At 53.1% G+C, this 26,409-nt stretch carries 30 protein-coding genes and 3 pseudogenes; 9 read left to right on the top strand and 24 right to left on the bottom strand.

Annotated elements, in window-relative coordinates:
* Positions 1-11: 11 nt before the first annotated feature.
* The 3 genes from CENROD_RS00325 to CENROD_RS00315 all read right to left on the bottom strand — a co-directional run bounded on the left by CENROD_RS00325 (position 12) and on the right by CENROD_RS00315 (position 2,859).
* Positions 12-485, bottom strand: coding sequence for a tRNA (cytidine(34)-2'-O)-methyltransferase (locus CENROD_RS00325; protein WP_022771045.1), 474 nt, complete (start codon positions 483-485; stop codon positions 12-14).
* A 999-nt stretch (positions 486-1,484) separates the two neighbouring features.
* Entirely contained in the window at positions 1,485-2,333 is an 849-nt protein-coding gene (locus CENROD_RS12210) for a tetratricopeptide repeat protein (protein WP_022771042.1), read from the bottom strand.
* A gap of 61 nt (positions 2,334-2,394) precedes the next feature.
* Positions 2,395-2,859: a hypothetical protein gene (locus CENROD_RS00315; protein ID WP_022771041.1), complete on the bottom strand. Its 465-nt coding sequence runs from the start codon at positions 2,857-2,859 to the stop codon at positions 2,395-2,397.
* Between the two features lie 543 nt (positions 2,860-3,402).
* Here CENROD_RS00315 and CENROD_RS00310 point away from each other — a divergent pair.
* Entirely contained in the window at positions 3,403-3,846 is a 444-nt protein-coding gene (locus CENROD_RS00310; protein ID WP_022771040.1) for a group II intron maturase-specific domain-containing protein, read from the top strand.
* Between the two features lie 210 nt (positions 3,847-4,056).
* Here the strand turns inward: CENROD_RS00310 and CENROD_RS00305 are convergent, their stop codons facing one another.
* Complete coding sequence (locus tag CENROD_RS00305) at positions 4,057-4,326, bottom strand: DUF2442 domain-containing protein (protein ID WP_022771038.1); 270 nt, start codon at positions 4,324-4,326, stop codon at positions 4,057-4,059.
* A gap of 36 nt (positions 4,327-4,362) precedes the next feature.
* A pseudogene (locus CENROD_RS14540) lies at positions 4,363-4,470 on the bottom strand (DUF4160 domain-containing protein); the annotation flags it as partial.
* Positions 4,471-4,676: 206 nt separating this feature from the next.
* Here CENROD_RS14540 and CENROD_RS00295 point away from each other — a divergent pair.
* Positions 4,677-4,949: pseudogene (locus tag CENROD_RS00295) on the top strand (IS110 family transposase); the annotation flags it as partial.
* A gap of 336 nt (positions 4,950-5,285) precedes the next feature.
* On the opposite strand, the gene CENROD_RS00290 reads toward CENROD_RS00295, so the two are convergent.
* The 4 genes from CENROD_RS00290 to CENROD_RS00280 are packed head-to-tail and all read right to left on the bottom strand — an operon-like array spanning position 5,286 to position 6,638.
* Entirely contained in the window at positions 5,286-5,600 is a 315-nt protein-coding gene (locus CENROD_RS00290; protein WP_022771035.1) for a helix-turn-helix domain-containing protein, read from the bottom strand.
* Positions 5,584-5,895 carry a type II toxin-antitoxin system RelE/ParE family toxin gene (locus CENROD_RS00285; RefSeq protein ID WP_022771034.1) on the bottom strand — a complete coding sequence of 104 codons (312 nt, stop codon included), beginning with the start codon at positions 5,893-5,895 and terminating at the stop codon, positions 5,584-5,586. Before CENROD_RS00285 ends, CENROD_RS00290 begins: the two co-directional genes overlap by 17 nt.
* Positions 5,896-5,926: 31 nt before the next feature.
* Positions 5,927-6,166, bottom strand: coding sequence for a hypothetical protein (locus CENROD_RS12855; RefSeq protein WP_022771033.1), 240 nt, complete (start codon positions 6,164-6,166; stop codon positions 5,927-5,929).
* Entirely contained in the window at positions 6,141-6,638 is a 498-nt protein-coding gene (locus CENROD_RS00280; protein ID WP_022771032.1) for a type II toxin-antitoxin system VapC family toxin, read from the bottom strand. Before CENROD_RS00280 ends, CENROD_RS12855 begins: the two co-directional genes overlap by 26 nt.
* 136 nt (positions 6,639-6,774) lie before the next feature.
* Between CENROD_RS00280 and CENROD_RS00275 the strand changes: the two are divergent.
* Positions 6,775-7,047 (top strand): annotated as a pseudogene (locus CENROD_RS00275) (IS110 family transposase); the annotation flags it as partial.
* Positions 7,048-7,422: 375 nt separating this feature from the next.
* Here the strand turns inward: CENROD_RS00275 and CENROD_RS12850 are convergent.
* The 3 genes from CENROD_RS12850 to CENROD_RS00270 all read right to left on the bottom strand — a co-directional run bounded on the left by CENROD_RS12850 (position 7,423) and on the right by CENROD_RS00270 (position 8,797).
* Positions 7,423-7,785 carry a type II toxin-antitoxin system VapC family toxin gene (locus CENROD_RS12850; protein WP_022771030.1) on the bottom strand — a complete coding sequence of 121 codons (363 nt, stop codon included), beginning with the start codon at positions 7,783-7,785 and terminating at the stop codon, positions 7,423-7,425.
* Complete coding sequence (locus tag CENROD_RS13390) at positions 7,785-8,030, bottom strand: hypothetical protein (protein WP_022771029.1); 246 nt, start codon at positions 8,028-8,030, stop codon at positions 7,785-7,787. The genes CENROD_RS12850 and CENROD_RS13390 overlap by 1 nt, the downstream gene beginning before the upstream one ends.
* A gap of 293 nt (positions 8,031-8,323) precedes the next feature.
* Positions 8,324-8,797 (bottom strand): type II toxin-antitoxin system VapC family toxin, encoded by a 474-nt coding sequence (locus CENROD_RS00270; protein WP_022771027.1) that lies wholly within the window; start codon positions 8,795-8,797, stop codon positions 8,324-8,326.
* 736 nt (positions 8,798-9,533) lie between these two features.
* On the opposite strand from CENROD_RS00270, the gene CENROD_RS00260 reads away from it, so the two are divergent.
* Positions 9,534-10,574, top strand: a complete 1,041-nt coding sequence (locus CENROD_RS00260) for a group II intron maturase-specific domain-containing protein (protein ID WP_022771024.1) — start codon at positions 9,534-9,536, stop codon at positions 10,572-10,574.
* A gap of 320 nt (positions 10,575-10,894) precedes the next feature.
* On the opposite strand, the gene istB is transcribed toward CENROD_RS00260, so the two are convergent.
* Positions 10,895-11,632: an IS21-like element helper ATPase IstB gene (gene istB / locus CENROD_RS00255; protein ID WP_041193651.1), complete on the bottom strand. Its 738-nt coding sequence runs from the start codon at positions 11,630-11,632 to the stop codon at positions 10,895-10,897.
* A gap of 13 nt (positions 11,633-11,645) precedes the next feature.
* Complete coding sequence (istA, locus tag CENROD_RS00250) at positions 11,646-13,187, bottom strand: IS21 family transposase (protein ID WP_022771022.1); 1,542 nt, start codon at positions 13,185-13,187, stop codon at positions 11,646-11,648.
* A gap of 181 nt (positions 13,188-13,368) precedes the next feature.
* Here istA and tnpC point away from each other — a divergent pair, with 181 nt between their 5' ends.
* A complete protein-coding gene (gene tnpC / locus CENROD_RS00245) occupies positions 13,369-14,739 on the top strand; it encodes an IS66 family transposase (protein ID WP_022771021.1) in 1,371 nt (456 codons plus the stop codon).
* Between the two features lie 63 nt (positions 14,740-14,802).
* On the opposite strand, the gene CENROD_RS00240 is transcribed toward tnpC, so the two are convergent.
* Positions 14,803-15,291, bottom strand: coding sequence for a transposase (locus tag CENROD_RS00240; RefSeq protein ID WP_022771020.1), 489 nt, complete (start codon positions 15,289-15,291; stop codon positions 14,803-14,805).
* Positions 15,292-15,617: 326 nt separating this feature from the next.
* On the opposite strand from CENROD_RS00240, the gene CENROD_RS12840 reads away from it, so the two are divergent.
* Positions 15,618-16,451, top strand: a complete 834-nt coding sequence (locus CENROD_RS12840) for an IS5 family transposase (protein ID WP_022771018.1) — start codon at positions 15,618-15,620, stop codon at positions 16,449-16,451.
* Between the two features lie 130 nt (positions 16,452-16,581).
* Here the strand turns inward: CENROD_RS12840 and CENROD_RS12835 are convergent, their stop codons facing one another.
* The 3 genes from CENROD_RS12835 to CENROD_RS12830 form a co-directional block, all read right to left on the bottom strand.
* A complete protein-coding gene (locus CENROD_RS12835; protein WP_022771017.1) occupies positions 16,582-17,211 on the bottom strand; it encodes a PEP-CTERM sorting domain-containing protein in 630 nt (209 codons plus the stop codon).
* A 590-nt stretch (positions 17,212-17,801) separates the two neighbouring features.
* A complete protein-coding gene (locus CENROD_RS00230; RefSeq protein ID WP_022771015.1) occupies positions 17,802-18,881 on the bottom strand; it encodes a YcjF family protein in 1,080 nt (359 codons plus the stop codon).
* A gap of 109 nt (positions 18,882-18,990) precedes the next feature.
* The gene (locus CENROD_RS12830) at positions 18,991-19,677 is read right to left on the bottom strand and encodes an MORN repeat-containing protein (RefSeq protein WP_022771014.1); all 687 of its coding nucleotides are present in this window, start codon (positions 19,675-19,677) and stop codon (positions 18,991-18,993) included.
* A 69-nt stretch (positions 19,678-19,746) separates the two neighbouring features.
* On the opposite strand from CENROD_RS12830, the gene CENROD_RS00220 reads away from it, so the two are divergent.
* Entirely contained in the window at positions 19,747-20,751 is a 1,005-nt protein-coding gene (locus CENROD_RS00220) for an integron integrase (protein ID WP_022771013.1), read from the top strand.
* Positions 20,752-20,753: 2 nt separating this feature from the next.
* On the opposite strand, the gene CENROD_RS00215 is transcribed toward CENROD_RS00220, so the two are convergent.
* Complete coding sequence (locus tag CENROD_RS00215; RefSeq protein WP_022771012.1) at positions 20,754-21,542, bottom strand: ComF family protein; 789 nt, start codon at positions 21,540-21,542, stop codon at positions 20,754-20,756.
* Positions 21,543-21,566: 24 nt separating this feature from the next.
* On the opposite strand from CENROD_RS00215, the gene CENROD_RS00210 reads away from it, so the two are divergent.
* Complete coding sequence (locus CENROD_RS00210) at positions 21,567-22,472, top strand: class I SAM-dependent methyltransferase (protein ID WP_022771011.1); 906 nt, start codon at positions 21,567-21,569, stop codon at positions 22,470-22,472.
* Between the two features lie 103 nt (positions 22,473-22,575).
* Positions 22,576-23,178 carry a phosphoribosylglycinamide formyltransferase gene (gene purN / locus CENROD_RS00205; protein WP_022771010.1) on the top strand — a complete coding sequence of 201 codons (603 nt, stop codon included), beginning with the start codon at positions 22,576-22,578 and terminating at the stop codon, positions 23,176-23,178.
* Positions 23,179-23,377: 199 nt separating this feature from the next.
* On the opposite strand, the gene CENROD_RS00200 is transcribed toward purN, so the two are convergent.
* The 5 genes from CENROD_RS00200 to CENROD_RS00185 all read right to left on the bottom strand — a co-directional run bounded on the left by CENROD_RS00200 (position 23,378) and on the right by CENROD_RS00185 (position 26,379).
* Entirely contained in the window at positions 23,378-23,944 is a 567-nt protein-coding gene (locus CENROD_RS00200; RefSeq protein ID WP_041193139.1) for a plasmid pRiA4b ORF-3 family protein, read from the bottom strand.
* A 137-nt stretch (positions 23,945-24,081) separates the two neighbouring features.
* Positions 24,082-24,330: a BrnA antitoxin family protein gene (locus CENROD_RS00195; RefSeq protein WP_041193646.1), complete on the bottom strand. Its 249-nt coding sequence runs from the start codon at positions 24,328-24,330 to the stop codon at positions 24,082-24,084.
* Positions 24,308-24,598: a BrnT family toxin gene (locus tag CENROD_RS12825; RefSeq protein WP_081699763.1), complete on the bottom strand. Its 291-nt coding sequence runs from the start codon at positions 24,596-24,598 to the stop codon at positions 24,308-24,310. Before CENROD_RS12825 ends, CENROD_RS00195 begins: the two co-directional genes overlap by 23 nt.
* Positions 24,599-24,731: 133 nt before the next feature.
* Positions 24,732-25,571: an IS5 family transposase gene (locus CENROD_RS12820; protein ID WP_081699903.1), complete on the bottom strand. Its 840-nt coding sequence runs from the start codon at positions 25,569-25,571 to the stop codon at positions 24,732-24,734.
* A gap of 184 nt (positions 25,572-25,755) precedes the next feature.
* Positions 25,756-26,379, bottom strand: a complete 624-nt coding sequence (locus CENROD_RS00185) for a class I SAM-dependent methyltransferase (protein ID WP_022771006.1) — start codon at positions 26,377-26,379, stop codon at positions 25,756-25,758.
* Positions 26,380-26,409 lie beyond the last annotated feature (30 nt).

The raw sequence follows: 26,409 nt of genomic DNA, 5'->3' as shown, positions 1-26,409 counted from the left end.
CTCTCTCCGAGCTACGGGTTGTTCAGCGCCCCGGCAAAGCCGTTTTGCCGCCAGGCTTCGAACACCGCGACCGCGACGGCGTTCGACAGATTGAGGCTCCGCTGACCGGGGAGCATCGGGAGCCGCAAACGCTGCGCTGCATCGAAGTCCGCCAGCACAGTCTGCGGCAGCCCACGGGTCTCGCTCCCGAAAACCAGGCAGTCCCCCGGCGCAAACATTGCATCGTGCAACGCCCTGGTGGCCCGGGTCGTCATCGCAAAGCGCCGCGCAGACTTGTGGGTCGCCACAAACTCCCCCCAACTGCGGTGCCTTTGCACCGTGGCGTATTCGTGGTAATCCAGCCCAGCGCGGCGCAACAGCCGGTCTTCCATCGAAAACCCCAACGGCTCGATCAGGTGCAACACGCAGCCCGTGTTGGCAGCTAAACGAATCACATTGCCTGTATTGGGGGGAATTTCCGGCGAAACCAAAACGATGTGGAACATATTGCTGTACGGGCTGCGTAAAGTGGGCCCCGAATTCAAGACAAAAATGGAAGATGTCCTTCAATCCAGGGAAAACAGCTACAGCTTACATCGACCAAAAAATTGTCATGACATTCGGATCCACTTTACTAGAAGCCGTTGCCTACCTGATTTAGGCGTGGGCTTCAGCGCGACATCCCGCTTGACTGCGATGGGTGCGCCCAGCATGGGCGCGAACTTATAGGGTGAAAGTCCCTTGTGGGAGAACCGAATGAGACTCAACGTGAGCAATAGTAACCACTAGCCGACGGCAAGGGCTACTTTCTACTTTGGCATCAGCCAGTATTACCGCCTGGTACCCGCACTGGACGAGTGGATCAGTGAATAAGAAGGCGCATCCGAATGTGCTACGGGAAACAGTGGCGATGGCCGCGCACGAAGATTAAGAACTTGCTGGCTTTGGGCGTAAGCCTGAAGTCGGCGATTCAGCACGGAGTCAGCAGCAACAGCTAATGGCACATGTCCAAAACCCCGGTTATCAATTATGCCATATCTAACAGACCATATCCAACGTGTGGTTACAGGAGCAGGGTTTGCTGAGTGTGAAAGACCTGTGGTGCAAGGCTCATGGTTACATGGATATGAAGCGAAAGACTTTGTCGAGCGAGCCGACTTGTTGAACCGCCGACTGCGGACCCGCACGGTGGGTGGTGTGGGGGGCGACGGTTAGAAGTCGTTGCCTTACCCGATTAGGCCGCAGTGCTGAAAAGGCGCACACGCCGCGCAACGCATGAACAGCACCCAAGCCAAAACAACCTCTGGACAGCAAGTGAAGACGAAGCACATCCACTACAAAGAAGAGAGCTGATACCGCAGATGTGACAAGGGCAAAAGGCGAAAAGAGCATCACAACTTGAGCTGCCTAACGCAAAGCTCAGCGGAGGAACGAAGCGGAGCCGGCTGGAGCGTTGGGTTAGGCTTGTCGTATAAATAATGGAAGAGTTGCCCCCGTGTTTTGACCTACCGACCCGCGCCTTGAGAGGCGAGCTGAGCTATAAAGTATCCAAAAACTACAGCAGCCAAAATTGTAGGTATATACAAAGTGATGCTGAAGAAAAAATGCTTGCGGTCATTGGGTCTTTTGAAAAAAGTCACGACGTAGATCAGAACTGAAACAGCGGGAAGCCACACGAAGTATCCAGCCAAGGCTGGCGTGATTCTCTCCATAAGATGATGAATTACTGGATGCTTTTCTTGCCCCCAGCCCCCGGTTGAAGCATACCAAGTGGCTACAAATAGATTTGTGAAGTGTGGCGACCAAATCAACAGTCGGCCAATATAATCGGAAAGCGCAAATTTCTTGGTCGAAATGGCAGGGATAATCAAAACAGTGATCAGACACGCCATAAGAATCCAGTTATCGAATTCTCCCTGAGATATTGCGGCCTGTCGATACGAAAGTACCTTTTCTGCCCAATAGTCGCCGGATTTGGCGGCTAATCGATACCACGCCTCCGCCTTACCCCAATCAGCCGCAACAAAATTGCCCTGCTGGTAAAGTGATCCCAACCGGCTTTGTGCTCGGACGTGCCCTTGTCTGGCTGCCTTTTCCAGCCAATAGACAACTTTGGCATCTTGTCGAATGAAGTAGGTTTCTGCAAGGAAATACTGTGCATTGGCATCCCCCTTTTCAGCAAGGGCAGTACATTTTTCCAGTGAGAAATGACTTTTGAATTGCGTAAGGCATACATCTTCAGCAGACCCTTCGTTAGGTGTTATGGGCAAGGGACCACTCGGTGATTCAGCGATGACGTTGAGTGACAGCATCAGTGCAAATACTGCGATAGCTATTTTTGCTCCCGTAAACATAGCTCTCATTTTTTACTGTCGTGCATCAACCGCAACGCGCAACCAAGCCGAAGCTGCGTCATTACCACTGAAATCCAAGCCCATACTGTTCCATTGACTCTTTCACTTTTTTTGCAATGCTATTAACTTTCTCTTCGCCTTCTGGCGATAGCTGGGAAAGAGAGTCGTCAAAATCTTCCTGTGCTGATCCAAGATGTTCACCCGCGTTGTTCATGGCTTTAACGATACCAAGAATCTCGATGCTTATACCATCTTTTGCCTGAGACGAATAGTCAATTACGGCAGCACAATGACCAAGATAGGCTGCCTTTAGCCTCTCCCCGTTAGCCTTGTCTGTTTCGCCTTTCAGAATATGATATACACCCAACAAATAGTGAGCGTTAGCTGATACGCCCTCATCAAGAATGGCCAAGCATTTATTTCGCATATCCTCCAAGGCAGCGGAATCGTTGAGAAATTCATCATCGCCGTCTTCCAGTGCTGCCGTATAAACAATCAATTCAGAATCGACTGCTTTTTTCTTCATGTGTCCTCTCCAATGTTTTATAGTATTTCAGATAAATAACTTCCACTTTTTATTACTCCAAAAAATCATGGTTACTTGTCAAAAAACCAGCCAGTTGCAATGTGTTTTGGAGTAATAACAAGTGGTACATACCTTATTGCGCCTAACGTCAAAAGTAAGGTGCGACTCGCTTCAGCGCGGCGTCCCGCTTGACTGCGGGGTGTGCGCCCAGCATGGGCGCGAACTTATGGGGTGAAAGTCCCCTGTGGGAGAACCGGATTGGACTCAACGTGAGCAATAGTAACCACTAGCCGACGGCAAGGGCTGCTTCGCGAGAAGTAGTCTGGAGGAAGCCTGAGTGCAAAGGTGCGAGACGACGAACAGGAACCGCATAGAAGGCCCAGAGAGCTGAGGCGAGCTGGCACAGGACGGCAAAGCCATCGGTTTGGCGCTTAGGGTAAATGCGGCGTTTGCGCACAGAAAGTTTGCGTTCTTACCTGGGGAGATCTGCGCCGCGTGCGGTGCGAATGGATGACGGCGTGACCATGGAAGGCTTCCCCACCCATGCATGCGCACACTGGCCAGCCGTGCGACAGCAAATTTGGGCGCTACCTGCGCGCCGGGGTGCTGGTCAAAAGCAAGGTGGCACCGATGAGTGAATGCGCCTTTTTGGGCTTCACGATCAAGGGCAAGAAAGTACGCTGGACTGATAAGGCCCTGGCGGATTTCAAGCACCGCATCAAGAAGCTGACTGCGCGAAACTGGGGCGTTTCCATGGAATACCGGCTAAAGAAACTGGGGCAATACGTGCGGGGGTGGACGGGTTACTTTGGCATCAGCCAGTATTACCGCCCGGTACCCGAACTGGACGAGTGGATCAGACGGCGTATGCGGATGTGCTACTGGAAACAGTGGCGCTGGCCGCGCACGAAGATTAAGAACTTGCTGGCTTTGGGCATAAGCCTGAAGTCGGCAATTCAGCACGGAGTCAGCAGCAACAGCTATTAGCCGATGTCCAGAACCCCGGTTATCAATCAGGCCCTATCCAACGTGTGGTTACAGGAGCAGGGTTTGCTGAGTGTGAAAGACCTGGGGTGCAAGGCACAAGGTTACATGGTTACAAAGCGAAAGACATCGTCGAGCGAGCCGACTTGTTGAACCGCCCACTGCGGACCCGCACGGTGGGGGGTGTGGGGGGCGACGGCTAGAAACCGTTGCCTACCCCCGATTGGGCGCTGGAATAGCTGCCATGAGCGGGAACGCTGACGGGTTGCGAATGGACTCGACAGACAAATCGATATCCAAAGACGGCCAGAAAAGGTGGTTTTCAGTCGGCCATTCCACTTGGCACAGTTGCTCAATGGTTGCGCCGCGAAACCACGGGAAGCTTGTGAACGGCAAAAAAAGTTCTTCGTCGGCAAGCAGCAGCCAAAAGCCATGTTGTGAAACATGGGTAACTTCAGCTTGGGAAATGAGTTTTCCAGGCATGGGTAATTTCCTCCAAGTGAACAGCAACCAAGTTCTGGGCTTCCTTGATTTTTTGGGGCGAAAGCCCGGTCTCGTTGCCAGCCCTAATTTCGGTGTTAACCAAAATTTGGCCTCGCCGTCAGGATGGTTGACGTGTACATGCATTCTTTCCTATTCCATTGAGAAGAAAAAGAAGCGGAAACCGCCCTCGCGGAAAATCGTCGGTGCCATGGCAGGAATGTAGCGTCTAACGAATGAAAGGGACTTTCCCATCCTGGATGATCCGCACAGTCACGAGATACGGAATCAAAATGCCACGATGAAAAGTCGCATCTCTCATCAACTCACTTTTTTCTGAAAGGGGAAATCTCATGGCTATCGTAACCGTTGGCATCGATCTGGCAAAGAATGTCTTCGCCGTGCATGGTGTGGATTCTTCCGGAAATGCCGTGCTGATACGCCCCCACGTGCCTCGCGCAAAGCTGCTGGAACTCATCGCCTCACTACCGCCATGCCTCATCGGCATGGAAGCCTGCTCCGGCGCTCACCATTGGGTGCGTCAGTTTGCCACGTTTGGCCACAGCGTGCGTTGGATGGCTCCCAAATTCGTCGCCCCCTACCGTCTCTCAGGCAAACGCGGCAAGAAGATTGTGAGTACCGTGGGCAATGGACACGATTTCTCCTGTGGGCGCCAATTCTGCCTCAGGGTCTGCGGCAATCAAAGCAGTAACAGTGACCATTTTTAGTACCGCCGTCCGCAACATTTGCCAAAGAGCGTCAACGAACAGACCACACCGCGACACGGGTTATCTGAGTTGAAAAACCGACAACCAATACCTGAGTCAATCGCTACGCGACTGACTCAGGGAGGTTATTGCTTGCAAAGAGGGTGAAGCCCTTGTAGCGCCCAGGTTAACCGGCGGCAATGCGAAGCATTGACATCCGTGTTGAACCTACAGTTGGGCCTCTGCGCATAGCTGCTACTTGCCAGCTACTGCAAGCAAAGCTTTTGGGTTTGTGCTGGCAATTGCCAGAAGCGTACGAGCCGCACCGCTTGGCTGCTTACGACCTTGCTCCCAACCTTGCAAGGTGCGAACAGACACACCCATTAGCGCGGCGAACTGCGACTGCGACAGGCCGGTTTTCTTGCGAGCTTCCATGACAGGCGATAACACAACATGTAGTTGGCCAGCCTTCATTTCTTGCACTGCCTGCAGGAGCTCTGCCGCCAAATCGCGCTCTGCTTCGTAAGCAGCAAGCTCTTTATCTGTGAGGGGTTTACTCTTCGAGGGCACGGCGGATCTCCTTCAACTTAGCGCCAGTGATGTTGTCTGTCTTTGCCTTCGCGTAAAGCGTCAGCAGAACAACTTCACCTTCGGATGTGCGAGTGAAATAGATCACGCGCACGCCACCAGACTTGCCAGAACCAGCACGAGACCCACGCACCTTGCGAATGCCACCGGATTCGGGCACAACATCTCCGGCTGTTGGGTGTTCTGCAATATAGGCGGCGAAGGCACCTCTTTCTTCTTCTGTCCAGTAGAGCGGCCATTGCCGCTGGAAGAGAAGTGTTTCGACCACTGTGAACATGCTGAGACTATACGCCCAGGGCGCATACCCGTCAAGGGGCCCAACGTCGGAATTCAGCGGCTACCGTAGGCAGTCCACTGGAATGATTTGTTAGGCTCAAGTTTGAATTAGTAGGTGGCGCTTGATAAAAAAAACTTACAATTTCATGTCCGCTTTGCAGTTGTTTCTGTCGGGCAGCATCACAAATAGCCCTTAAGTCATAGTCATATTGCCGTGCATACTCGGCACGAAAGGCATGAATTTCTTCAATAATCGGGTTCATAGTTTTCATTCAGAGCCTCCAATAATTCTTGCGGTGTACAGATAACAGGCGGTGTGTAACCAAAACCACGAATGACATTCTCAATCATGGGTCGTTGCATTGGATTGGCAATGTGTGTGCAATTCCATGTCAACAAGAAATTCATTCGATGCAGTGCAGCCACAGCAATATGCAGTGCGTCTAGCCTTGCTTTAGAAGGCAATGCAGTCTGAATAACCAACTCCTGCGCTATTTCAATAACTTGCTCCACCACCTCAAGCTCGCGAATTCCTTGGAGAGCGTCGAGTCTCGCGTGTGCAGCGCCTGAGTCTCCAGCAGCAGCCTCATCCAAAACAAACTGTGAGATAAAAATATCAAACTCATTCTTGCGATCCCACCACTCCTTGGTCGTTTCCTGGTTGCCAGCAATAACAAGGTCGCGGCTACGCCACGCGGTCAGATAGCTGACGACAGATGTTTCGATGTAAACCTTATGTTTCATAAAATTTATGCCTAACGAATGAAAGGGACTTTCCCATCCTGGATGATCCGCACAGTCACGAGATACGGAATCAAAATGCCACGATGAGAAGTCGCATCTCTCATCAGCTCACTTGTTTTCTGAAAGAGGAAATCTTATGGCTATCGTAACCGTTGGCATCGATCTGGCAAAGAATGTCTTCGCCGTGCATGGTGTGGATTTTTCCGGAAAGGCCGTGCTGATACGCCCACACGTGCCTCGCGCAAAGCTGCTTGAACTCATCGCCTCACTACCGCCATGCCTCATCGGCATGGAAGCCTGCTCCGGCGCTCACCATTGGGTGCGTCAGTTTGCCACGTTTGACCACAGCGTGCGTTGGATGGCTCCCAAATTCGTCGCCCCCTACCGTCTCTCAGGCAAACGCGGCAAGAAGATTGTGAGTACCGTGGGCAATGGACACGATTTCTCCTGTAGGCGCCAATTCTGCCTCAGGGTCTGCGGCAATCAAAGCAGTAACAGTGACCATTTGTAGTACCGCCGTCCGCAACATTTGCCAAAGAGCGTCAACGAACAGACCACACCGCGACACGGGTTATCTGAGTTGAAAAACCGACAACCAATACCTGAGTCAATCGCTACGCGACTGACTCAGGGAGGTTATTGCTTGCAAAGAGGGTGAAGCCCTTGTAGCGCTAAGGTTCACCGGACCGGCGCTGCGTTACACAAAACGTCCGACACAACGGACCCGGCGCGCAGCGCAGGGTCCGAGTGGAACCGCACGTTAGACACATTCTTTGTATGTTGATTATTCAAGCGGGTTAATAACTATTATATTTTCAACCCAGGAAAAGTCTTTTGCATTTGCGGTTACAAGTGGAAGCTCATGCTCTAATGCGGTGGCTGCTATAAGTGAATCACCCAAAGACATCTTACGAAGCTGTCGGAGCGAGATTGCGCGTGATGCGATAGCGTCTGATAAAGGCAAAATTGACATTACTGCAAATAATTCCACTAGCCTCCTACTATTTTCTACCGAAAGCTTGTGGTATCCGATAACTTCAATTTTGCTAATGATTGAGACAACTGATTGCCTTTCATCAATGTATCTTAAGAGCCGCTCGTAACCTGGCTCTGCCGCGTAGATGATGATATTGCTATCTAATAGCATTATTCAGACCTGAGCGGCAGTGTGCGTTCAGAACGAGACTCAATTTGCCAAGCGATAGGGTCTTTAATGCCCAAACCACCAGATTTAGCAATATCTATTAATATTTCGCTTGGCTTTCTGGATTGTACCGATTCGATTTGGCGCGCGTTTCGATGAGGAAATTGACTTATTATCTTAAATAATAAATCGATATATTGATCGTCAAGGCGATCAATCTCAGCTTTCACAATGTCTCTAGCGAACATGAACTTTTCTCCTACGGTCGTTGGCGGATTATACGCCTCAACGGAGTCTGTTTGTGTTTGTCTAACGTTCAAGCTCAGGGGCGCGACGCTTGCGGCGCGTCCTCTGGAGCGCAGGGTTGGGCGGCATACATTGGCACTGGCGTGTTTGGAGCGTAGGAAACCTTTGGTCTTTGGGAGTGTGCTTGTTTCTCTAATATGACCTGAAAAATTGCATCGGCATCGTGTCCATACTGCGCCGCAAAAGCTTCACGAAGTCCACGTGTTTCTTGAACAATCGGGTCTTGCCACATGATTTATTCCTCCATCAGCTCAAGCGGGGTACAAATAATCGGGGGTTCAAAGCCAAGTCGTCGGCATGTGGCTTCGATTTTCGGACGGGTAGCTGCATTGGCAATATGAGTACAGTTCCACGTCAAGAGAAACTCTACCCCATGTACTGCCGCAATCGCGATATGGTAAGCGTCAATTTCAGCCTTGACGGGCAAAGCATGGTGCAGGATCAACGCTTTGCCCAGATTCCTTACCGATTCATTCGCCTCGAGTTCGGCCAGATTCGTCACCACAGCCAAGCGACGTTGTGCCGCGCTAGGGTTGCCCATGCTGGCCTCTGCAATGACAAATTCAGAAATCAGTAATTCAAACTTCTCACGCTGCGTTTGCCACCACTCCAGCGTCGAGTTCTGGTTCGCCATAGCCCGCAAATCGTTGGACGGTAGCGCCGTCAAGTAGCTGATAATCGATGTTTCGAGATAGACCTTTGGTTTCACGTGCAACCTATATTTTGTTGTTTTCAGGTTTGAGGACCTTGCATGATCCATCGCCATTTACGGTGGCATCACCTTTCCCGTACATGAACACCGAATGACTCATTGCAAGGGTTTTCCGGTAATGGTTGTCATGAGCGAGACCTCATTGAGGGTTTTGAATTTAGTAGCGTGGCAAGTTCATGAGCATCTTGCCGTGGGTAAAAGGTTGCCACGACATCGCAAGCACCATGTGCATGGATAATTTTAGCCATTCGAATTGGATGATTACCATAACGAAACCGTCGACATTGGCCAGTGACAATTCCAAGATCATAAGTGTCCCAGGTGTGAGGGCTTTTGTAGTGCCCACCGGAATTAATGGTGCCCTGATGATTCTGCACTGCCTTGTTTAGCAAAGATTGATATTCTTTGCTCATTTCAAGATGCACAATGTTTAGCTTGAGGGGCCGACCTGCAGCGGGCAAAGCCCACTGTTGGGCGGTCCCTCTCGAAGCGGATGTGTGCGCCCAGCATGGGCGCGAACTTATGGGGTGGAAGTCCCCTGTGGGAGAACCGGATTGGATGCAACGTGAGCAATAGTAACCACTAGCCGACGGCAAGGGCTACTTCGCGAGAAGTAGTCTGGAGGAAGCCCGAGAGCAAAAGTGCGAGACGACGAACAGGAACCGCATAGAAGGCCCAGAGTGCCGAGGCGAGCTGGCACAGGACGGCAAAGCCCATCGAACTGCTTGAAGACGTGCTGGACAGCGACAACCTGGCGCGTGCGTGGAAACGGGTGAAGGCCAACAAGGGCGCGCCGGGCATTGACGGCGTGACCATGGAAGACTTTCCCGCCCATGCACGCGCACACTGGCCAGCCGTGCGAAAGCAAATCAGAGAAGGGCGATACCAGCCGCAGGCCGTGCGCAGGGTAGAAATACCCAAGCATGGCGGCGGCGAACGCCTGCTGGGCATCCCCACCATCATGGATCGGGTGATCCAACAGGCCATCGCCCAGGTGCTCACGCCGATATTCGACCCGACCTTTTCGGAATCGAGCTACGGCTTTCGACCAGGCGGCAATGCACACCAGGCGATCAGGCAGGTGCAAGCGACGGTCAAGGAAGGCAGAAACATCGCAGTGGACATTGATTTGGCGAAGTTTTTCGACACCGTCAACCACGACGTGCTGATGAACTTGCTGGGGAGAACCATTGCGGACAAGCGACTGCTGTGCCTGATAGGGCGCTACCTGCGCGCCGGGGTGCTGGTCAAAAGCAAGGTGGCACCGATGAGTGAATGCGCCTTTCTGGGCTTTACGATCAAGGGCAAGAAAGTACGCTGGACTGATAAAGCCCTGGCGGATTTCAAGCACCGCATCAAGAAGCTGACTGGGCGAAACTGGGGCATTTCCATGGAATACCGGCTGAAGAAACTGGGGCAATACCTACGGGGATGGACGGGCTACTTTGGCATCAGCCAGTATTACCGCCCGGTACCCGAACTGGACGAGTGGATCAGAAGGCGCATCCGAATGTGCTACTGGAAAAAGTGGCGCTGGCCGCGCACGAAGATCAAGAATTTACTGGCATTGGGCGTAAGCCTGAAATCGGCAATTCAGCACGGAGTCAGCAGCAAAAGCTATTGGCAGATGTCCAGAACCCCGGTAATCAATCAGGCCCTATCCAACTTGTGGTTACAGGAGCAAGGTTTGCAGAGTGTGAAAGACCTGTGGTGCAAGGCACAGGGATATATGGTTATGAAGCGAAAGACTTTGTCGAGCGAGCCGACTTGTTGAACCGCCCACTGCGGACCCGCACGGTGGGTGGTGTGGGGGGCGACGGTTAGAAGCCGTTGCCTACCCTGCGTATTTCGCGGAACGTGACCGGTGATTTCACGCGAACGTGACCGATAGTGGGTGCGAAATGGATAGGGCTAGATGGTAGGTTCAATCGGTCACGCTTTCGTGAAATGGCGGACACGCTTTTGCGAAACGCCGGTCACGATGGCATGAAATGGGTACGGGGATAGGGTTATCCACGGTGCCGTTCGCCGCAGGTATCTTTCCTGCCGGAGGTGGACGGCGCGGTGGGTAACCCGGTTTGGATGGAACCGGTCTCACTGAAGTTCTTTCTGTTTGCGCATGGATTCGCCCGCTAGGGCAATCTTGTGCGCAGCATGGATGACTCGGTCGAGAATGGCATCGGCCAGTGTGGGATCGTTCAGGTAGGCATGCCAATGCTCGACCGGCAATTGGCTCGTTATCAGGGTCGATCGGGAGCCGACGCGATCGTCGAGAACCTCCAGCAGGTCATTGCGCTCGGACTGGTTGAGCGCAGCCAGGCCCCAATCGTCCAGGATCAGCAAGTCCGTCTTGGACAGGCTGGCTAATTTCTTGCCGAAACTGCCATCACCGTGCGCGATGCGCAGTTCCTCGAAGAACCGGGGGGTACGAACATACGCCACGGACAGTCCCTGACGGCATGCGGCGTTGCCCAGTGCGCAAGCAAGCCAGGTCTTTCCACACCCCGTGGCACCCGTCAAAATCACATTTTGATGCGCTCGTATCCACTGGCAGGAACCTAGCTGCGCCATGGACGCTTTGTCCAGTTTCCGGTCGGTGCCGTAGCGCACATCCTCCAGGCACGCTTGACCAGACTTCATGCGGGCCTCGCGCAGCAGACGAGAAACACGGCGGTTTTCCCGCCAAGTCTGTTCACGATCGACGAGCATGGCGAATCGTTCGTCGAATGACAGGCTGGCGGCTGCGCTATTCGTCTGCTGCTCTTCGAATGCGGCAAGCATGCCAGGCAGACGCAGGGTCTTGAGAGTTTGTACGGTCTGTTCCATCAACATGATTCCTCCTTCATCAGTGGTAGTAATCAGGCCCACGCACATTGGCATGGCTGTGCAAGGGCGTGTCAGTTTTGGTGGGATCGACGGGCTGGCGATCGAGACCTTTGTCCAGGATCGATGCCACCGACCGGAAGCGATACGCGCCAATAGCCAGTGCCCGGGTACAGGCGGCTTCCATCCGTTCCGCGCCCACCTTGCGGGCCAAACGCATCAGGCCGAGGCAGGCGCGGTACCCTTGCTCTGAATGCTGCTTTTCCAGGAGCATGCGCTGAACCAATTCGCCAGTGGCAACGCCTACCAAAGTCCCCCAGGCGATCAACTTCCCAGGTGTCCACTCTGCATGGGCGCGGTGCGCCGCCGGCATGTGTTCGGCCACGGTCGTGTAGTTGCCTTTGCTGGTATTGCGCGCATGGCCTGCCACCCTGCGATTGCGAGCCAGGATTTCCACCATTCCTTGCGTAATGCGCAATTCGACTTCCTGCCGCGCCAGCACATGCGGTACGCTGTAGAAATGGCCCTCGAACTCGACGTGATAGTCGATATTGACACGTGCGCGTTTCCAGTCTGCCAGTTCGAATCGGGTGGTCGGCAGGGCTTTCAGGCACGCAACGTCCAGCCTCTCGAATGCTTCCCGCCGGGAACCAGGCAGTTTCTTGAATGGCCGGTCGTTCAGCACTGGCAATAGTTCACCTACGGCACTGTCCAGTTCCACCAGCGAGAAGAATTGGCGATGCCGTAGTCGCGCCAGAATCCAGCGCTCGACCACCTGAACACCCACTTCGACCTTCGCCTTGTCCTGCGGCTTCTTCGGTCGCGCAGGCAATATCACCGTTCCGTAGTGTTGGGCAAATTCGGCTGTTGCCCGGTTCAGTTCCGGCTCATAAGCGTTGGCGACTTTGACCAGCGCCTTGGGATTGTCCGGAACGATCAGTTCTGTCACGCCACCTATGAACTCGAGCGCCCTGGCCAGCCCGCCCAGCCAGTCTGCCTGCGTTTGCCCAGCCGTTGCACAAGCAAAGGTGTAGCTGGATGCGCCCAGCACGGCAACAAAGATGCTCGCCACTCTGCTCTCACCAGTGTCGGCATCGAAGATCGCAACGGTCGGGCCCGCAAAGTCGGCAAACAGCTTTTCACCTGCACGGTGAATCTGACGCATCGAGCGCTTGAGCGAACCAGCCCAAGCTCTGTAGCGGGTACAAAAAGCTGTGTACTGGTAAGCCGTTTCCCCGGCCTCTTGCTTGTACTCTTCCCACAGCAGGGTGAGAGTGACACCTTTCTTCTTCAGCTCCTGGTGGATCAGCGCATGGTCAGGCTCAACAAATGCCGACTCCCGGGCAGCCAATTGGCGATACAGCCGATGCTCCAGAGCGCCGTCATCCAGGTCGTCTGGCAATGGCCATTTCAGCCCGGCGTTCTCCGCCAGCTTCAGGTATTTCGATACCACCCCTTTCGATAGCCTCAGCGCCCGGGCAATCGCCTCCAGACTCAGGTCAGTGTCGTTTCGGTAACGCAGTACGTCTCGAATTTTTCTCATGGATAGTCTCTCTTGTGGCATCCCCGCTCGCTTTCAAAAAAAACAGCAAGGCTACTTCGGACTATCCATCACGCTCCCACTCAGCGGTCACGTTCACCGTGAAATCGCGGTCACGCTTTCGTGAAACGCCGGTCACACTTCTGCGAATTCGCGGTCACGTTCGCGTGAAATACGCACAGTCACCACCCCCAAAACCCGCCCGGTGCGCCAAGCGCTACCGGCAAGTTTGCCCCGGGTGGATATCGCCCACGAGCCCGACACCACCACCTGTACTTGCGGCCAAGCGATGCAGCGCATCAGCCAGGATGTCTCTGAGCGGCTGGACTACGTGCCCGGGGTGTTTCGGGTTGAACGCCATATCCGTGGCGTGTGGGCGTGCAAGTGCTGCGAGCATCTGCGCCAAGACCCCATGCCTGCGCAGATCATCGAGGGTGGCATCCCCACTGCCCGGCTGCTGGCGCAGGTCTTGATTGCCAAGTATGACGATCATTTGCCGCTGTACCGCCAGTGCGAAATCTATGCCCGCTGCGGGGTGGACATCAGCGACTCGACCCTGGCCGACTGGGTGGGTGCTTGTGGCGTGGCATTGGCACCGATTGCACAGGCATTGAAGGCGCAGTTGCTGCAAAGCCAGGTGCTGCACGCCGATGAGTCGCCGATCACGATTCTGGGTAAAAAGGGTGACAAGAAGCGCGGCTATATCTGGGCGTATGCCAGTGGCGTGCATGAGCCCGTTGCGGCGGTGGTGTATCAGGTCAAGGAGGGGCGCAGCGGCGGGCATGCCCGGGATTTTTTGCAGCATGCGCCGCCTGTGCGCAGCGTCTACGAAACCGGCAGCGATCCACCCGGGTCAAGACGCTGGGTGGGTCACCTGGTGGTCGATGACTATGCGGGGTACAAGGCATTGTTTGTGGCGGGTGCGGGCGTGCGTACGGACTCTAGTTCGGGCTTGAGCACGACGGCGCAAAGCGAGGTCAGCACCCCGATGTCGATCATTGAGGTGGGTTGTTGGGCGCATGTGCGGCGCAAGTTCGTTGAGTTACAGGTCTCGGCCAAGAGTACGCTGGCGGCCACGGCGCTGGTGCATATTGGGGCGCTGTATACGGTTGAACGGGAAATTCGCGATGAGGGGCTGGATTTGGCGCAGGCTTTGCAGCGGCGCCAGAGCCAGTCTGCCCCGCGCTTGGCTGCACTGCACGATTGGCTCAGGGCCAGTCGCGAGCAGGTGATCAATGGCGGTGCTGCGGCCAAGGCGATCGATTACGCTTTGAAGCGCTGGCCTGCGCTGGTGCGTTATGCCGGCAATGCACGCCTGCCCATCGACAACAATCGCATTGAGAACCAGATCCGGCCTTGGGCGCTCGGGCGTAAGAATTGGCTCTTCAGTGGCAGCTTGGCTGCAGGTGCGCGCGCAGCGGACATCATGAGTTTGATTCAAACGGCCAAGATCAATGGCATTGAGCCGCTGGCGTATTTGACCGATGTGCTCACCCGGTTGCCGACTCTGCCCAACAGCCGCATCAATGAGTTGCTGCCGACGCGCTGGCAGCCAGCCCCTGATCCACAGCCCTAAACCTTTTTATGCCGGGTGGCTAGATGGTGGCGACCGGGTGTTTACGTTTCAGCTCCGAGGTGATCAGTCTTCCTCTTTGCTGCCCCAAATGGCCTGGACTTTTTTTGACAGCACCAGCAGTGCAGCCGCCTCCGCCAATGCTTTGTCCTTGCGCTTCAGCTCCTTTTCCAGGTGCCTGACCTTCTTGCGCTCCGCTCCAATATCCCCTGCATTGACAGGGCTTCGAATACTGTCCGCCTCTTCAAACACCTGCTCCCATGCCTGTAGGTGCTCTGGGTACAGCCCATTTTGTCGGCAGTACTCGGACTTCTCCGCCTCGTTCATCGCCACCGTCTTCAGTACCGCAGCCGCCTTCGCTTTCCAGTCCCAGCCTTGCGGGTCTTCGGGCTTCGCGGGTACTACGTGACCCTGTGATCGGTATCGATTCCGCCATGCGTACAAGGTGGGCGCTGAAACGCCCGTCTCTTGGCTGATCTTCGCAATGCTTTGGCTGTTCGGTGGCATCATCTTGCGTGCTATCTGTTCCTGAAATTCCCGGCTGTATCTCGTCATATCGGTGTCCTACTCCGCCCCCGGGCTACTCAATTTATCGGACATCTACTGTGACATAGGGGGGTACAGCGCGCCGGAAGTTGTCCGGATAACCCATCCTCTTGGCACCATTGCAAAAGCCACCAACGGCAAGGGTTATCAGGACAACTTCCGGTGCGCTGTACTCGGCTTGTAATTCGAGGGGAAATTAAAAAGCACCCAGGGTCTGAAACCGAGGGTGCTTTGGGTGGGGGAGTTTTGGCTATGCAGCCTTAGAGCCTATTTCAGTAGGCTAATGATATATAATGCTAATCATCACAGTCGCAATAACCCAGATGAGGAAAATTATGGGCCTGATATTTCATGATGATGGGTGGAGATTGCATGATGCACTTTGGGGAATAATAAAATCATCGCTCCCTGAACCCAAAAAACATCCCCTTGGTTGCCATAATCCGCGTGTATCTGATCGGAGCGCAATGAACGCAATTCTTTTTGTATTGCGAACTGGCTGCCAGTGGAACGCCTTAAACATGACAGGAATTTGCTCGTGCAGTTCTGCCTATCGACGCTTTCGCGAATGGACGAAAGCAGGTGTATTTTCAGCCCTTTGGGTACAACAATTGGTCGAATACGACAAATCCCAAGGCATTGATTGGGCATGGACATCCATGGATGGAGCGTTAACCAAAGCACCCCTAGCAGGTCAGCAAACAACTGGTGCCAACCCAACAGATCGAGGCAAGCAAGGTGTCAAGCGCAGTGTGCTCACTGATGGTGCAGGCATACCGCTTTCCGTCGCCATCGACGGTGCGAATCGGCACGACATGAAGCTGGTCAGGAGTACGCTGGAAGACATCAAAGCAAAACGACCAGACCCGACGGACACAAAACCACAAGGCATCTGCTTGGACAAAGGATACGATTATGATGAAGTAAGAGAGATCGTCAAAGAATTTGGCTTTACGGCTCACATTCGTTCCAGAGGCGAAGAAGCAAAATCTATAAAGCAAGAAGCTGGTTTCAAGGCACGGCGCTGGGTAGTAGAACGTACACATAGCTGGATGAATCGCTTTCGCCGAATTCTGGTTCGTTGGGAAAAACTTCCTGAAACGTATATCGCCATGTTGCACCTCACTTGCGCCATAATCACTTTAAGGGCATATTGCCTACTGAAATAGGCTCTTAGTGGGGATGATGGTTAGTACACGATGAAGAGAGAGTTTGAATTACCCGTTGCAACAGGTGTTATGCGAGATGGACAGCAAAACGCTGACTTCTTTGTAGCGTAGCCGGTCACTCGGACACGATTTATGCTTGCTTCGCTTTGCGGCGACGCACGATACCGCAAATCATTCCCAACCCAGCCAATACCATCACGTACGTCTCTGGTTCTGGGACGGGAGAAAGAACCGGAGTGTTACTGTCCAAGTATGCCCAAACTGAATGTCCGTTACCTGGATATGAAGACGGAATCCACAGTCCATAAAAACTAACTTGGTTTTCGTTTCCCATATGGCTAAATGCAGCGAGTCCTACGCCATTTTCACCTCTTTGGTCTAATACAAAACCCTGTGTAATAAACCCCCAAGTCCAACCAGAGTAGCTTAGTTTTTGCTGCATACTTGTAAGAATAGATTCGCTATCGTACACATCACAGAATGGATCGCATGAAGAATTTAGTGTGACACCGGCATGTTGAAAAAGCTGATAAACAGACTCACTCGTCGCTACAGTAAATGAAGGTAGCTCAGCGCGAACCATGTCAACACTCCAGTTATACGTCTGCGTCAGATCAAGCCACTTCCGACCGGTTACTGTATCCAACGTCAAAAGTTTATCTCCAGAATTTACCCAGTCAGTTTCAACAAGCTGAGCATGAGCGACTGAAAAAGAAGTCATAACAGCAAGGCACAAAGCAATAATGGAAAAATTTTTCATGGTCGTTGTTCCAAAACAAGTGTCATTTTTAGCACAAATTTTCTGCATATCCTACCATGAACGATAGTCCATTCAGACTAATGTTGCAAAGTTTATTTCAAACCGCTTAAGCTCCACCCCCCAAACTCAACCACCCTAGCCTCTATTGCTTATGCAATGTCAGATTTCTTTATTGCAGTAGTTGTGCTTCGTCTGAACTTGCTGTCCAGATGTTGTTTTGGCTTGGGTGCTGTTCATGGGCTGCGCGGCGTGTGCACCTTTTCAGCACCGCCGCCTAACCCCGCAGTCAAGCGGGACACCGCGCTGAAGCGCGTCGCCCCTTACTTTTGACGTTAGGCTGCGGTGCTGAATAAGGGCACATGCTACACAGCCCATGAATGATACCCTGCCCAAAACCTGCGAGCCAAAACAACCCCTGGACAGCACGCACCCTAAGCGCAGCAACTACAAAAAAGAGAGCTGCAACCGCAGATGTGACAAGGGCTAAAGGCGAACAGAGCATCACAACTGGAGCCGCCTAACGTCTGAATTCAGCGGCTGCCGTAGGCAGTCCGCTGGAATGAATAGTTAGACCAATAGTTAGACCATTACTACTTGGACTTATTGAGCATCTTGTCTTTCAGCTTTTCTGCAATGTCTGCTGCGCTAGGAACAGCCTCAGGATTGTCTAAGAAAATTTCTGCAAGAACCGCTATGTATGCCTCGCCGAGTCCAACAGTTATCGCGCTTGCAGTTGCCGCAGAAATGGCACCGCCGGCAAAGGTTCCAATGCCAGGAAATAACTTCATAACATTGACGACAATGGTCCGCCCGACAAATGTAGCGCCACCTACACCAATTGCAGATGTCACCAAAGTGGTTAATGTCCCTTTAGAAAGCTCAAGTCCGAAAACGGAAGTGATTCCAGCGATCATACCAATCTGAATCGGCGCAAGAATTGCGGCGTCAGAGAATGGGATTGGGCTTGCGCCAGCGACAGTAGCAGCAGTTGCTGCTCCAGCGACAATTTTATGAGCTTGTGCTTTTGTGTAGTTGAGATTGGCCTTTTGCGCTGCAGCCAAGGCCCTTCGCTTTCCCTCGGGGATGACCTCTGAGGTTAGCTCTATAAGACTACCAAGACCAATTGGTTTCAGCGTGTACCCATCATCTAATTCTTCTTGAATGGCGCGAACACGAATCACATTCTTTGACTCTGGCAATAGTCCAAGAACTTCGTTCTTGAAACCGTTGTCACTTCTCGCTTTCGTTATGACTGTAATTAACGGAACATGCTTTGATAGCATGTTATGCAAATCAACTTCAGCACTTTCTACCCGCCTCCCATCTTCCTGGATGCAAAGCCAAGCGACATGAATGTGTCTATTTGAGTCTTTGTCTCCACTCCGATCTTTAATAACTTTTTCGAGTTCGGACAATGTCTCCTTAAACTGAGACATTTCCAATCCTCGTGTGTCAAATATCGTGATTGGGATTCCATCTCTGGTGATTTCACGGGTGTTTTGTGTGACGGAGCGTCCCTGTCCTGTCTCTGCAAGATTTTGCTGGAAGACAGCATTAATCAAAGTACTTTTCCCAACGCCAGACCGTCCAGCAATCAGGATATTTATGTTGCCACGCTCAGTCGTGGCCTTCTGAATGGCCTCTTTTAGGAGGTCGTCGAGGTTCTGCATTGCTTCTTCCTTATTGTCAAAGAGTGTGAAAAGGATGTGCTAGTCTAACGTAGAAGTAACCGGCCTGCGCGGCTTTTCGCGCAGGTCCGGTTGACTGCCAAGTTAGGAGTTAACGCTCGTAATGCTGGAGAGTGGAACATGAGAATTCTCTGGTTTCTCCAAATTTGAGCGAATTACCACCGCTTGTACCTTCGATGGTGACCATTTTTCGGTCTTTATTAACATACCGCACAATAAACCCATCTTCAGTTGCTAACCATCCATCGCCTTTGATTCTTCCTACTCGTCCAGGATAGTAATTGTCACAGGCACGTTCGTAACGTTCACGCACTTCTCTGGATTTACGTTGATCTTCAAGTTGTTTTTGCCTTTCGCAAATTGGCTTAGTTGTGCATCGTAGAGTAAAGGTACCGTCCACAAATAGCCCTTGTTCAATAAAAAAATCACCTTTCCACACACCAAGTGTACTTTTGAGATTATTATCGTAAGCGGTTCGTGGAGTGGTAAACACGCCAAACCCATTCCTTTTGTCATCACGGTATTCGCCTATGTAATGGGAACCGTTAGACCAAGTGTAAGTGCCTTTACCGTACTTCAATCCATCACGAAATCCACCAACATATTGGTCTCGACCGATAGCTTTGCCTTCCCCATTAGCAAGTCCATTTCTGCAATCACCCGAATATTCTGTAGCGATGTCAGTATCCTTGACCAAGCAGTCTGCTGCTACCGCAGTTGTTGAGAAGGAAAGAAAGGCGATAAGCGGAAGAAAGAAAAATTCTTGCATGGGCGACATGTAAATTGACTCCTAACGTAAATTCGACTGCACAGCAGTGCAGTGTATCATCCGAAACTGCCGTGTAACATGCATTTCTCTGACTTCATGAATGCTCCCACTTCCCAACCTCCTCGCCTCCTTGACCAGATTCGGGAGGCGCTTCGTTTGCGGCATTACAGCTTGCGAACCGAGCAAGCTTACATCCACTGGACAAAACGCTTCATCTTCTTTCATGGCAAGCGCCATCCCCGTGAACTGGGGCCGCATGATGTCGAAGCATTTTTGACATCCTTGGCCGTGGAGGGTGGCGTTTCGGCCTCGACCCAAGCGCAGGCGTTGGCTGCATTGCTGTTTCTTTACAAGCAAGTGTTGGAGATCGATCTTCCTTGGTTGGACGATGTGGTGCGGGCCAAACGGCCACAGCGTTTGCCAACGGTGCTGACACCAGATGAAGTGGCCCGGATGCTGGCTTGCATGGAAAGTACGCATGCGCTGATGGCAAACTTGTTATACGGCACCGGTATGCGCCTGATGGAGTGTTTGCGCTTACGAGTGAAGGATGTGGACTTGGCGCGAAGAGAAATAACGATTCGGGAGGGGAAAGGCAATAAAGATCGGCGGACCATGGTTCCGGTTTCCCTGATTTCTGCATTGGAGAAACAATTGGATACGGTGCGTGTACTTTGGCAGCGGGACTTGACGAATGCATTGCCAGGAGTGCAATTGCCGAATGCGTTGGAACGCAAAAAACCCGAGGAGGGAAAATTGTTGGCATGGTATTGGCTATTTCCGGGACGAGAGCTTTCGACGGACCCGCGTTCCGGAGTACGCCGCCGTCACCATGCGCATGAACAGGGCATTCAACGCGCCATCAAGCGTGCGGTGTTGGCTGCGGGCATTACCAAGCCGGCCAGCACGCATACGCTGCGGCATTCATTTGCCACGCACTTGCTGGAATCAGGTCAGGATATTCGGACCGTGCAAGAGCTGCTCGGTCATTCCGATGTAAGGACTACCATGATTTATACCCATGTATTGAACCGTGGCCCGATGGGGGTTGTCAGTCCCCTGGATCGCTTGCCTGTGCGTTGAACCTAGAAACAGGAAAGCCCAGCGGGCGAAGGGCGGGGAGTGCGCGCAACAACGACTGCGGCAATGTGTGCCGCTCCCGCCTCGCGCAGCACGCGGGCTGCTGCGTCGAGCGTCGCCCCCGTCGTCATCACATCGTCGATGAGCACGACCCGGGCGCCGCGTACCGTTCGCAAGTGCAGAGGGTCGATGGCCAATGCGTGGGCCACTGCCGCACGCCGCTGGGCGCGATCCATCGTCCGCAATGCTGGGGTCTCGCGAACCCGGCACAGCATGTCGAATCGAACGCGATTCAGTGCGCGAGTGGGCGTGCATTGCGCATCAAGCGCTCGCGCCAGCAGCAGCGCTTGGTTGTACCCCCGTTCGCGCAATCGTTGCGCGCTCATCGGGATGGGAAGCAACCAGTCCGAGCTATCGAGCATTTCCCCGGCGCCCGGCGCATCGCGCATCCGCTGCGCCAGGCAAGCGGCCAAGCCGGTATCGCCACGGAATTTGAACGAAGCCACCAAATTCGACCATGGGAACGCATACGACACCGCCGCCACGCACGCATTGAGTTCCGGCGGATCGGTCAGGCAAGCGCCGCACTGCGGCTGCGTGCTGGGAAGAGCGCAGGTGGCGCAACGCGGCTCCGGTACGGCAAAACGGCGCAGGCACGCATCGCAAACCGGCTCCTGCGGCCAGCGGTGGCACACATGGCACAGGCTGCCCATCTTTGCCACGGCCTGCAAGGCGCGGTGGGGCAGCCTTTTCCACCAGTCCTGGGCATCTTTCGTACAAGTTTCCGGCTGCATCCCCCCAATATACTGACCCGCTCCATGCATCACCCTGCCGATTTGGACCCCACCGCCGCGCTACGCTGGCGCTTGCAAGACCGCACCCCCCCGCCCTGGCTGCACGAAGAGGTAGCACAGCGAATGCAGGAGCGGCTCGACTGGATCACCGTGCGGCCCCGGCATTGGCTGCATTGGGCGCCGTGGACGGGCGGAATAGTCGAACACGAACCCCTGTTGCTGCGGTACCCGGATGCGCAATGCACCGTGGTCGAAACCTCCCCTGCACGCGCCGATCTCGTTCGGAAGGCGCTGCTTCCGTCCCGGCTCCAGGCTGTTCCACCACCGGCGGATGCCGCCCCGCCGACCGTCGATGTCACGACCACCCTCCCCCCCGCCGTGGACATGATCTGGGCCAACATGGCGCTGCATGGGGAAGCAGACCCCCGCGTGCTGCTCGCAACATGGCGGGATGCCTTGGCCCCCGGCGGATTTCTGATGTTTTCCTGCCTAGGGCCGGACACCCTTTCCACGCTGCGGGCGCTCCACGCAGAGCGCGGATGGCCCCCCCCCGCGCAAGAATTCGTCGATCTGCACGTGCTGGGCGACTGGCTCGTCGAACTGGGTTTTACCGACCCTGTCGTCGATGTCGAACGCATCACGCTCACGTTCCCGACGGCGCAACGCCTGCTGGAGGAACTGCGCGGGCTGGGCCGCAACCTGCACCCCAACCGCTTCCCCGCGCTACGTGGCCGACAGTGGCGGCGTGCGTGGCTCGATGCCGTGTCGGCGATGCCACTGGAACTGCCCTTCGAGGTGGTCTACGGGCACGCCTTTCGCGCCACCGCCACCGACCAACGCCGCGACGGCGCCTGCTCGATTTCCCTCGATTCGCTACGCCAGACGCTCCCGCACCTTGCTGGTGGCCGGGACGATGCACCCAAGCGATAGGTTTTTGCGTACGCCACACCTATCGTCCGTGCGCCTTTTCGCCCCTTTCGCCTGTTTCGCCTGTTTCACCCCACGACCCCTTTGCGCCATCGCCCCTCGAAGCATGATCCACATCGTCATCCTGATTTCCGGCAGCGGTTCCAACATGGCGGCTATCGTCCGCGCTGCACAACAAGAGCAGTGGGAAGCCCGTTACCACGCACGCATCGCATTGGTGCTGAGCAACCGTCCTGATGCCAAGGGCTTGGACTTTGCCCGCGAACATGGCATCCCCACCGACGTGATCGACCACCGCGCATTCCCGTCCCGCGAGGCCTTCGATGCAGTACTGGCGCAGCGCATCGCCCCGTTCGACGCTGACGGACACCGTGCGCTGGTCGTGCTGGCGGGGTTTATGCGGATCCTCAGCGCGTGGTTCGTCGACCGCTTTGCGCAGCGTCTGCTCAACATCCACCCTTCACTGCTCCCGGCTTTTCCCGGGCTGCACACGCACCAACGCGCCATCGAAGCCGGATGCAAATTCGCCGGGGCCACCGTACACCTTGTCACTGCGGAACTCGACCACGGCCCGATCTTGGAACAAGCCGTCGTCCCCATCCTGTCTGGGGACACGGCAGAGACCCTCGCCGCCCGCGTGCTAAGCCAGGAGCACTTGATCTACCCGCGCGCCATCGTTCGATTGCTACAGAGTCTGGGCAATTTGTAATCGTGAAAGCCGCAAAGCGGCTTCCCGACGCTCCCCTCGCCCAGCGGGCTACCGTATGCACACATTTTTCCCGCTTCTATCGGCAACATGGCACCTATTTCTTGCATAACACTGGATTCGCGCGAAAGCGGGAATCCAGTACATCGCCACGGCGTGGCCCAAGGAAAGGGAGAAAACCTGGGCACATGGTTGGGCGGCACTACCTGCCAATATCTGCAAGCAATGCATTGACCTCATCGATATCATAGGCCGTAGGGTCAAATTCGCCGCCAATCCATTTTTTATATTCTTCATACTCTGGATGGTTGGGATTGCGCATTATTTCCAAAAATTTGTAATAGCCCCAAAGCCCACCCACGTCTTCCAGTGGGCATGCCCCTTTGGCTTTGACACAAAATGGCAAAACCACTTTGGAGTTAAAAGGCAAGATTTTTTCCAGCGTAATCTTGTGCTCCCACTCATCCCCCAAGTCGTATACGTATTTCAAATAATCTTTTTCGTACCACAAGAGCTGGTTGAGCCTGAACTTTGTCTCGTCATAGATTCCTTCATCATCATCCCATTCTGGGTCCAGCACCCCATAGTACCGATCACCCGTTTCAAAAACATGCAAGTGGGAATCCGTCCAACCCATAATAATTTGGATTGCTTCATGAAATTTCGGCAACGTCACCGAACTTGCAATCAGAAAGCGCCGCCAAATAGGTGGTTTTGCACCATGCAAACCAATTTTTAGCTGATAGATCCTACGAGGTACTCTGGCCAATTTTGTTCCCCTTATTTATATCCAACTCGCGGTACTCCCTACAGGAACAGGCAGGCGGCTGCAGTGCAGAAAGAACTCCGTCAGCCACAGCCCAGCCTCTGCATAAGCCAGTGCAATGAAAAATCCAGGGACTTCCGCTACATTTCCTTGTTGGCATGCTTTTGGATGGCAACATATTCATCCAGCAATTGCATGATCATTCTTTGATATTGCATATTGTGCTTCTTCGCAGCCTCCTTAAAAAAATCAACGCTTTCCACACTTAATGAAATAGTGACTTTCTTTTGTTCGTTCTTCAGTACCAATTCATCCGGAGAAGGCAAAAAATCCGGCACGAATCGTATTTCTCCGATTGGTTCATCGCTATAGTGAATTTGTTTGTTCATAAATCTTCTTTCCTTTTCGCCAGTAACCAGCGCCAATGATTCGTATTCTTCCGAATCGATAGGTAAACCGAACCGTAAGAATTCCGGCACCTTCTCGATCCATTCCGAAACAGTAATATCGTTTTTCCCGTTGACTGTGTTCGATATCTTCGGCAATGACGCGATTTGCATCCAAAAAAGCAAATTGTGCATCGGAAAACGAAACCCCATGCTTATGCTGATTCACGAGGTTCTTTGCCTCATCCCATTCAAAAGTTGATACAGTCATACCGCAAGCACAGCACAGCATCGTTTTTTCACAAACCGCAACTTTTCGGAACTAGTCTGATTTATATAATCACCTATTTCTAGAGTCTGCGATAAATTCAAATATACAAACGAAAAAACGCAGAATTTAGAGCCTATTTCGGTAGGCAATATGCCCTTAAAGTGATTAGGGCGCAAGTGAGGTGCAACATGGCGATATACGTTTCGGGAAGTTTTTCCCAACGAACCAGAATTCGGCGAAAGCGATTCATCCAGCTATGTGTACGTTCTACTACCCAGCGCCGTGCCTTGAAACCAGCTTCTTGCTTTATAGATTTAGCTTCTTCGCCTCTGGAACGAATGTGCGCCGTAAAGCCAAATTCTTTGACGATCTCTCTTACTTCATCATAATCGTATCCTTTGTCCAAGCAGATGCCTTGTGGTTTTATGTCCGTCGGGTCTGGTCGTTTTGCTTTGATGTCTTCCAGCGTACTCCTGACCAACTTCATGTCGTGCCGATTGGCACCGTCGATGGCGACGGCGACGGCAAGCGGTATGCCTGCACCATCAGTAAGCACACTGCGCTTGACACCTTGCTTGCCTCGATCTGTTGGGTTGGCCCCGGTTGTTTGCTGACCTGCTAGGGGTGCTTTGGTTAACGCTCCATCCATGGATGTCCATGCCCAATCGATGCCTCGGCATTTTTCGTATTCGATCAATTGTTGTACCCAAATGGCTGCAAATACACCCGCTTTCGTCCATTCGCGAAAGCGTCGATAGGCAGAACTGCACGAGCAAATTCTCGTCATGTTTAAGGCGTTCCACTGGCAGCCAATTCGCAATACGAAAAGAATTGCGTTCATTGCGCTACGATCAGATACACGCGGATTATGGCAACCCAGGGGATGTTTTTTGGGTTCAGGGAGCGATAATTTTATTATTTCCCATAGTGTATCATGCAATCTCCACTCATCATAATGAAATACCAAACCCATAATTTTCCTCATCCAGGTTATTGCAACTATGATGATGAACATTATATATCATTAGCATACCGAAATAGGCTCCAAGCCGAAGCTTCTCATCATTCACACCAAGCGTGACACATTAGAGAGCTGCATCCCCCACCTACATTACCGCCAATGAGTGCGTGTGCCATCCCCCTGAGATAAGGTGGGGCTACCCTTTCACCCCTTTGGCGACCACAAAAGCTCCTTGGCCCCATCCATCTTCTACTTTTCCTTGTTTTGCTCCTGGGATCAATGTCTGCTGAAACGTCAAATCGACAAAACCGGCATCCGTCAGATATCGCACCACTTCCGGAACGGAGAAAAACGTTGCATCTTTGTAAAAAACGCTGGTAGTCGAGTGGTCTATATATTTTTTACCCAATGCACTTTCTTTATCGACAAATCCCACAATCATGCATCCGTGAGGTTGCAAAACGCGAAATGCCTCTTGGAACGAAGCGAGAACATTGTCCACAAAACAAATCGTGGCCACCATCAACACCATCTCGAATTCCATATCTGCAAACGGCAAATGTTCCGCAACGTTCCGAAAAACGCTGATGCCCAGTCTTTCGGCTTTGCAAGCCATATTTGCAGAAGGTTCGACACCGATTTGGATCCCAAACGGCGCAGCAAATTTTCCTGAACCCACGCCCACTTCCAACCCTTTGACCGGATGCGGCGGCATGGCCCGGCGTATTGCTTCCAATTCCGCCAGATAGATTTCCTGATTTCTATCAAACCAGTAATCGTATCTGTCTGTGTATTGATCAAAGGGTCCAGTTTTTGCCATAAAAAAGACCACTTCTACACAAAAGCGCAA

The sequence above is a fragment of the Candidatus Symbiobacter mobilis CR genome (assembly GCF_000477435.1).
GTDB lineage: Bacteria > Pseudomonadota > Gammaproteobacteria > Burkholderiales > Burkholderiaceae_C > Rhodoferax > Rhodoferax mobilis.
Note: the sequence above shows the minus strand (reverse complement) of the source record. Positions and strands in the feature narration are given on the sequence as shown.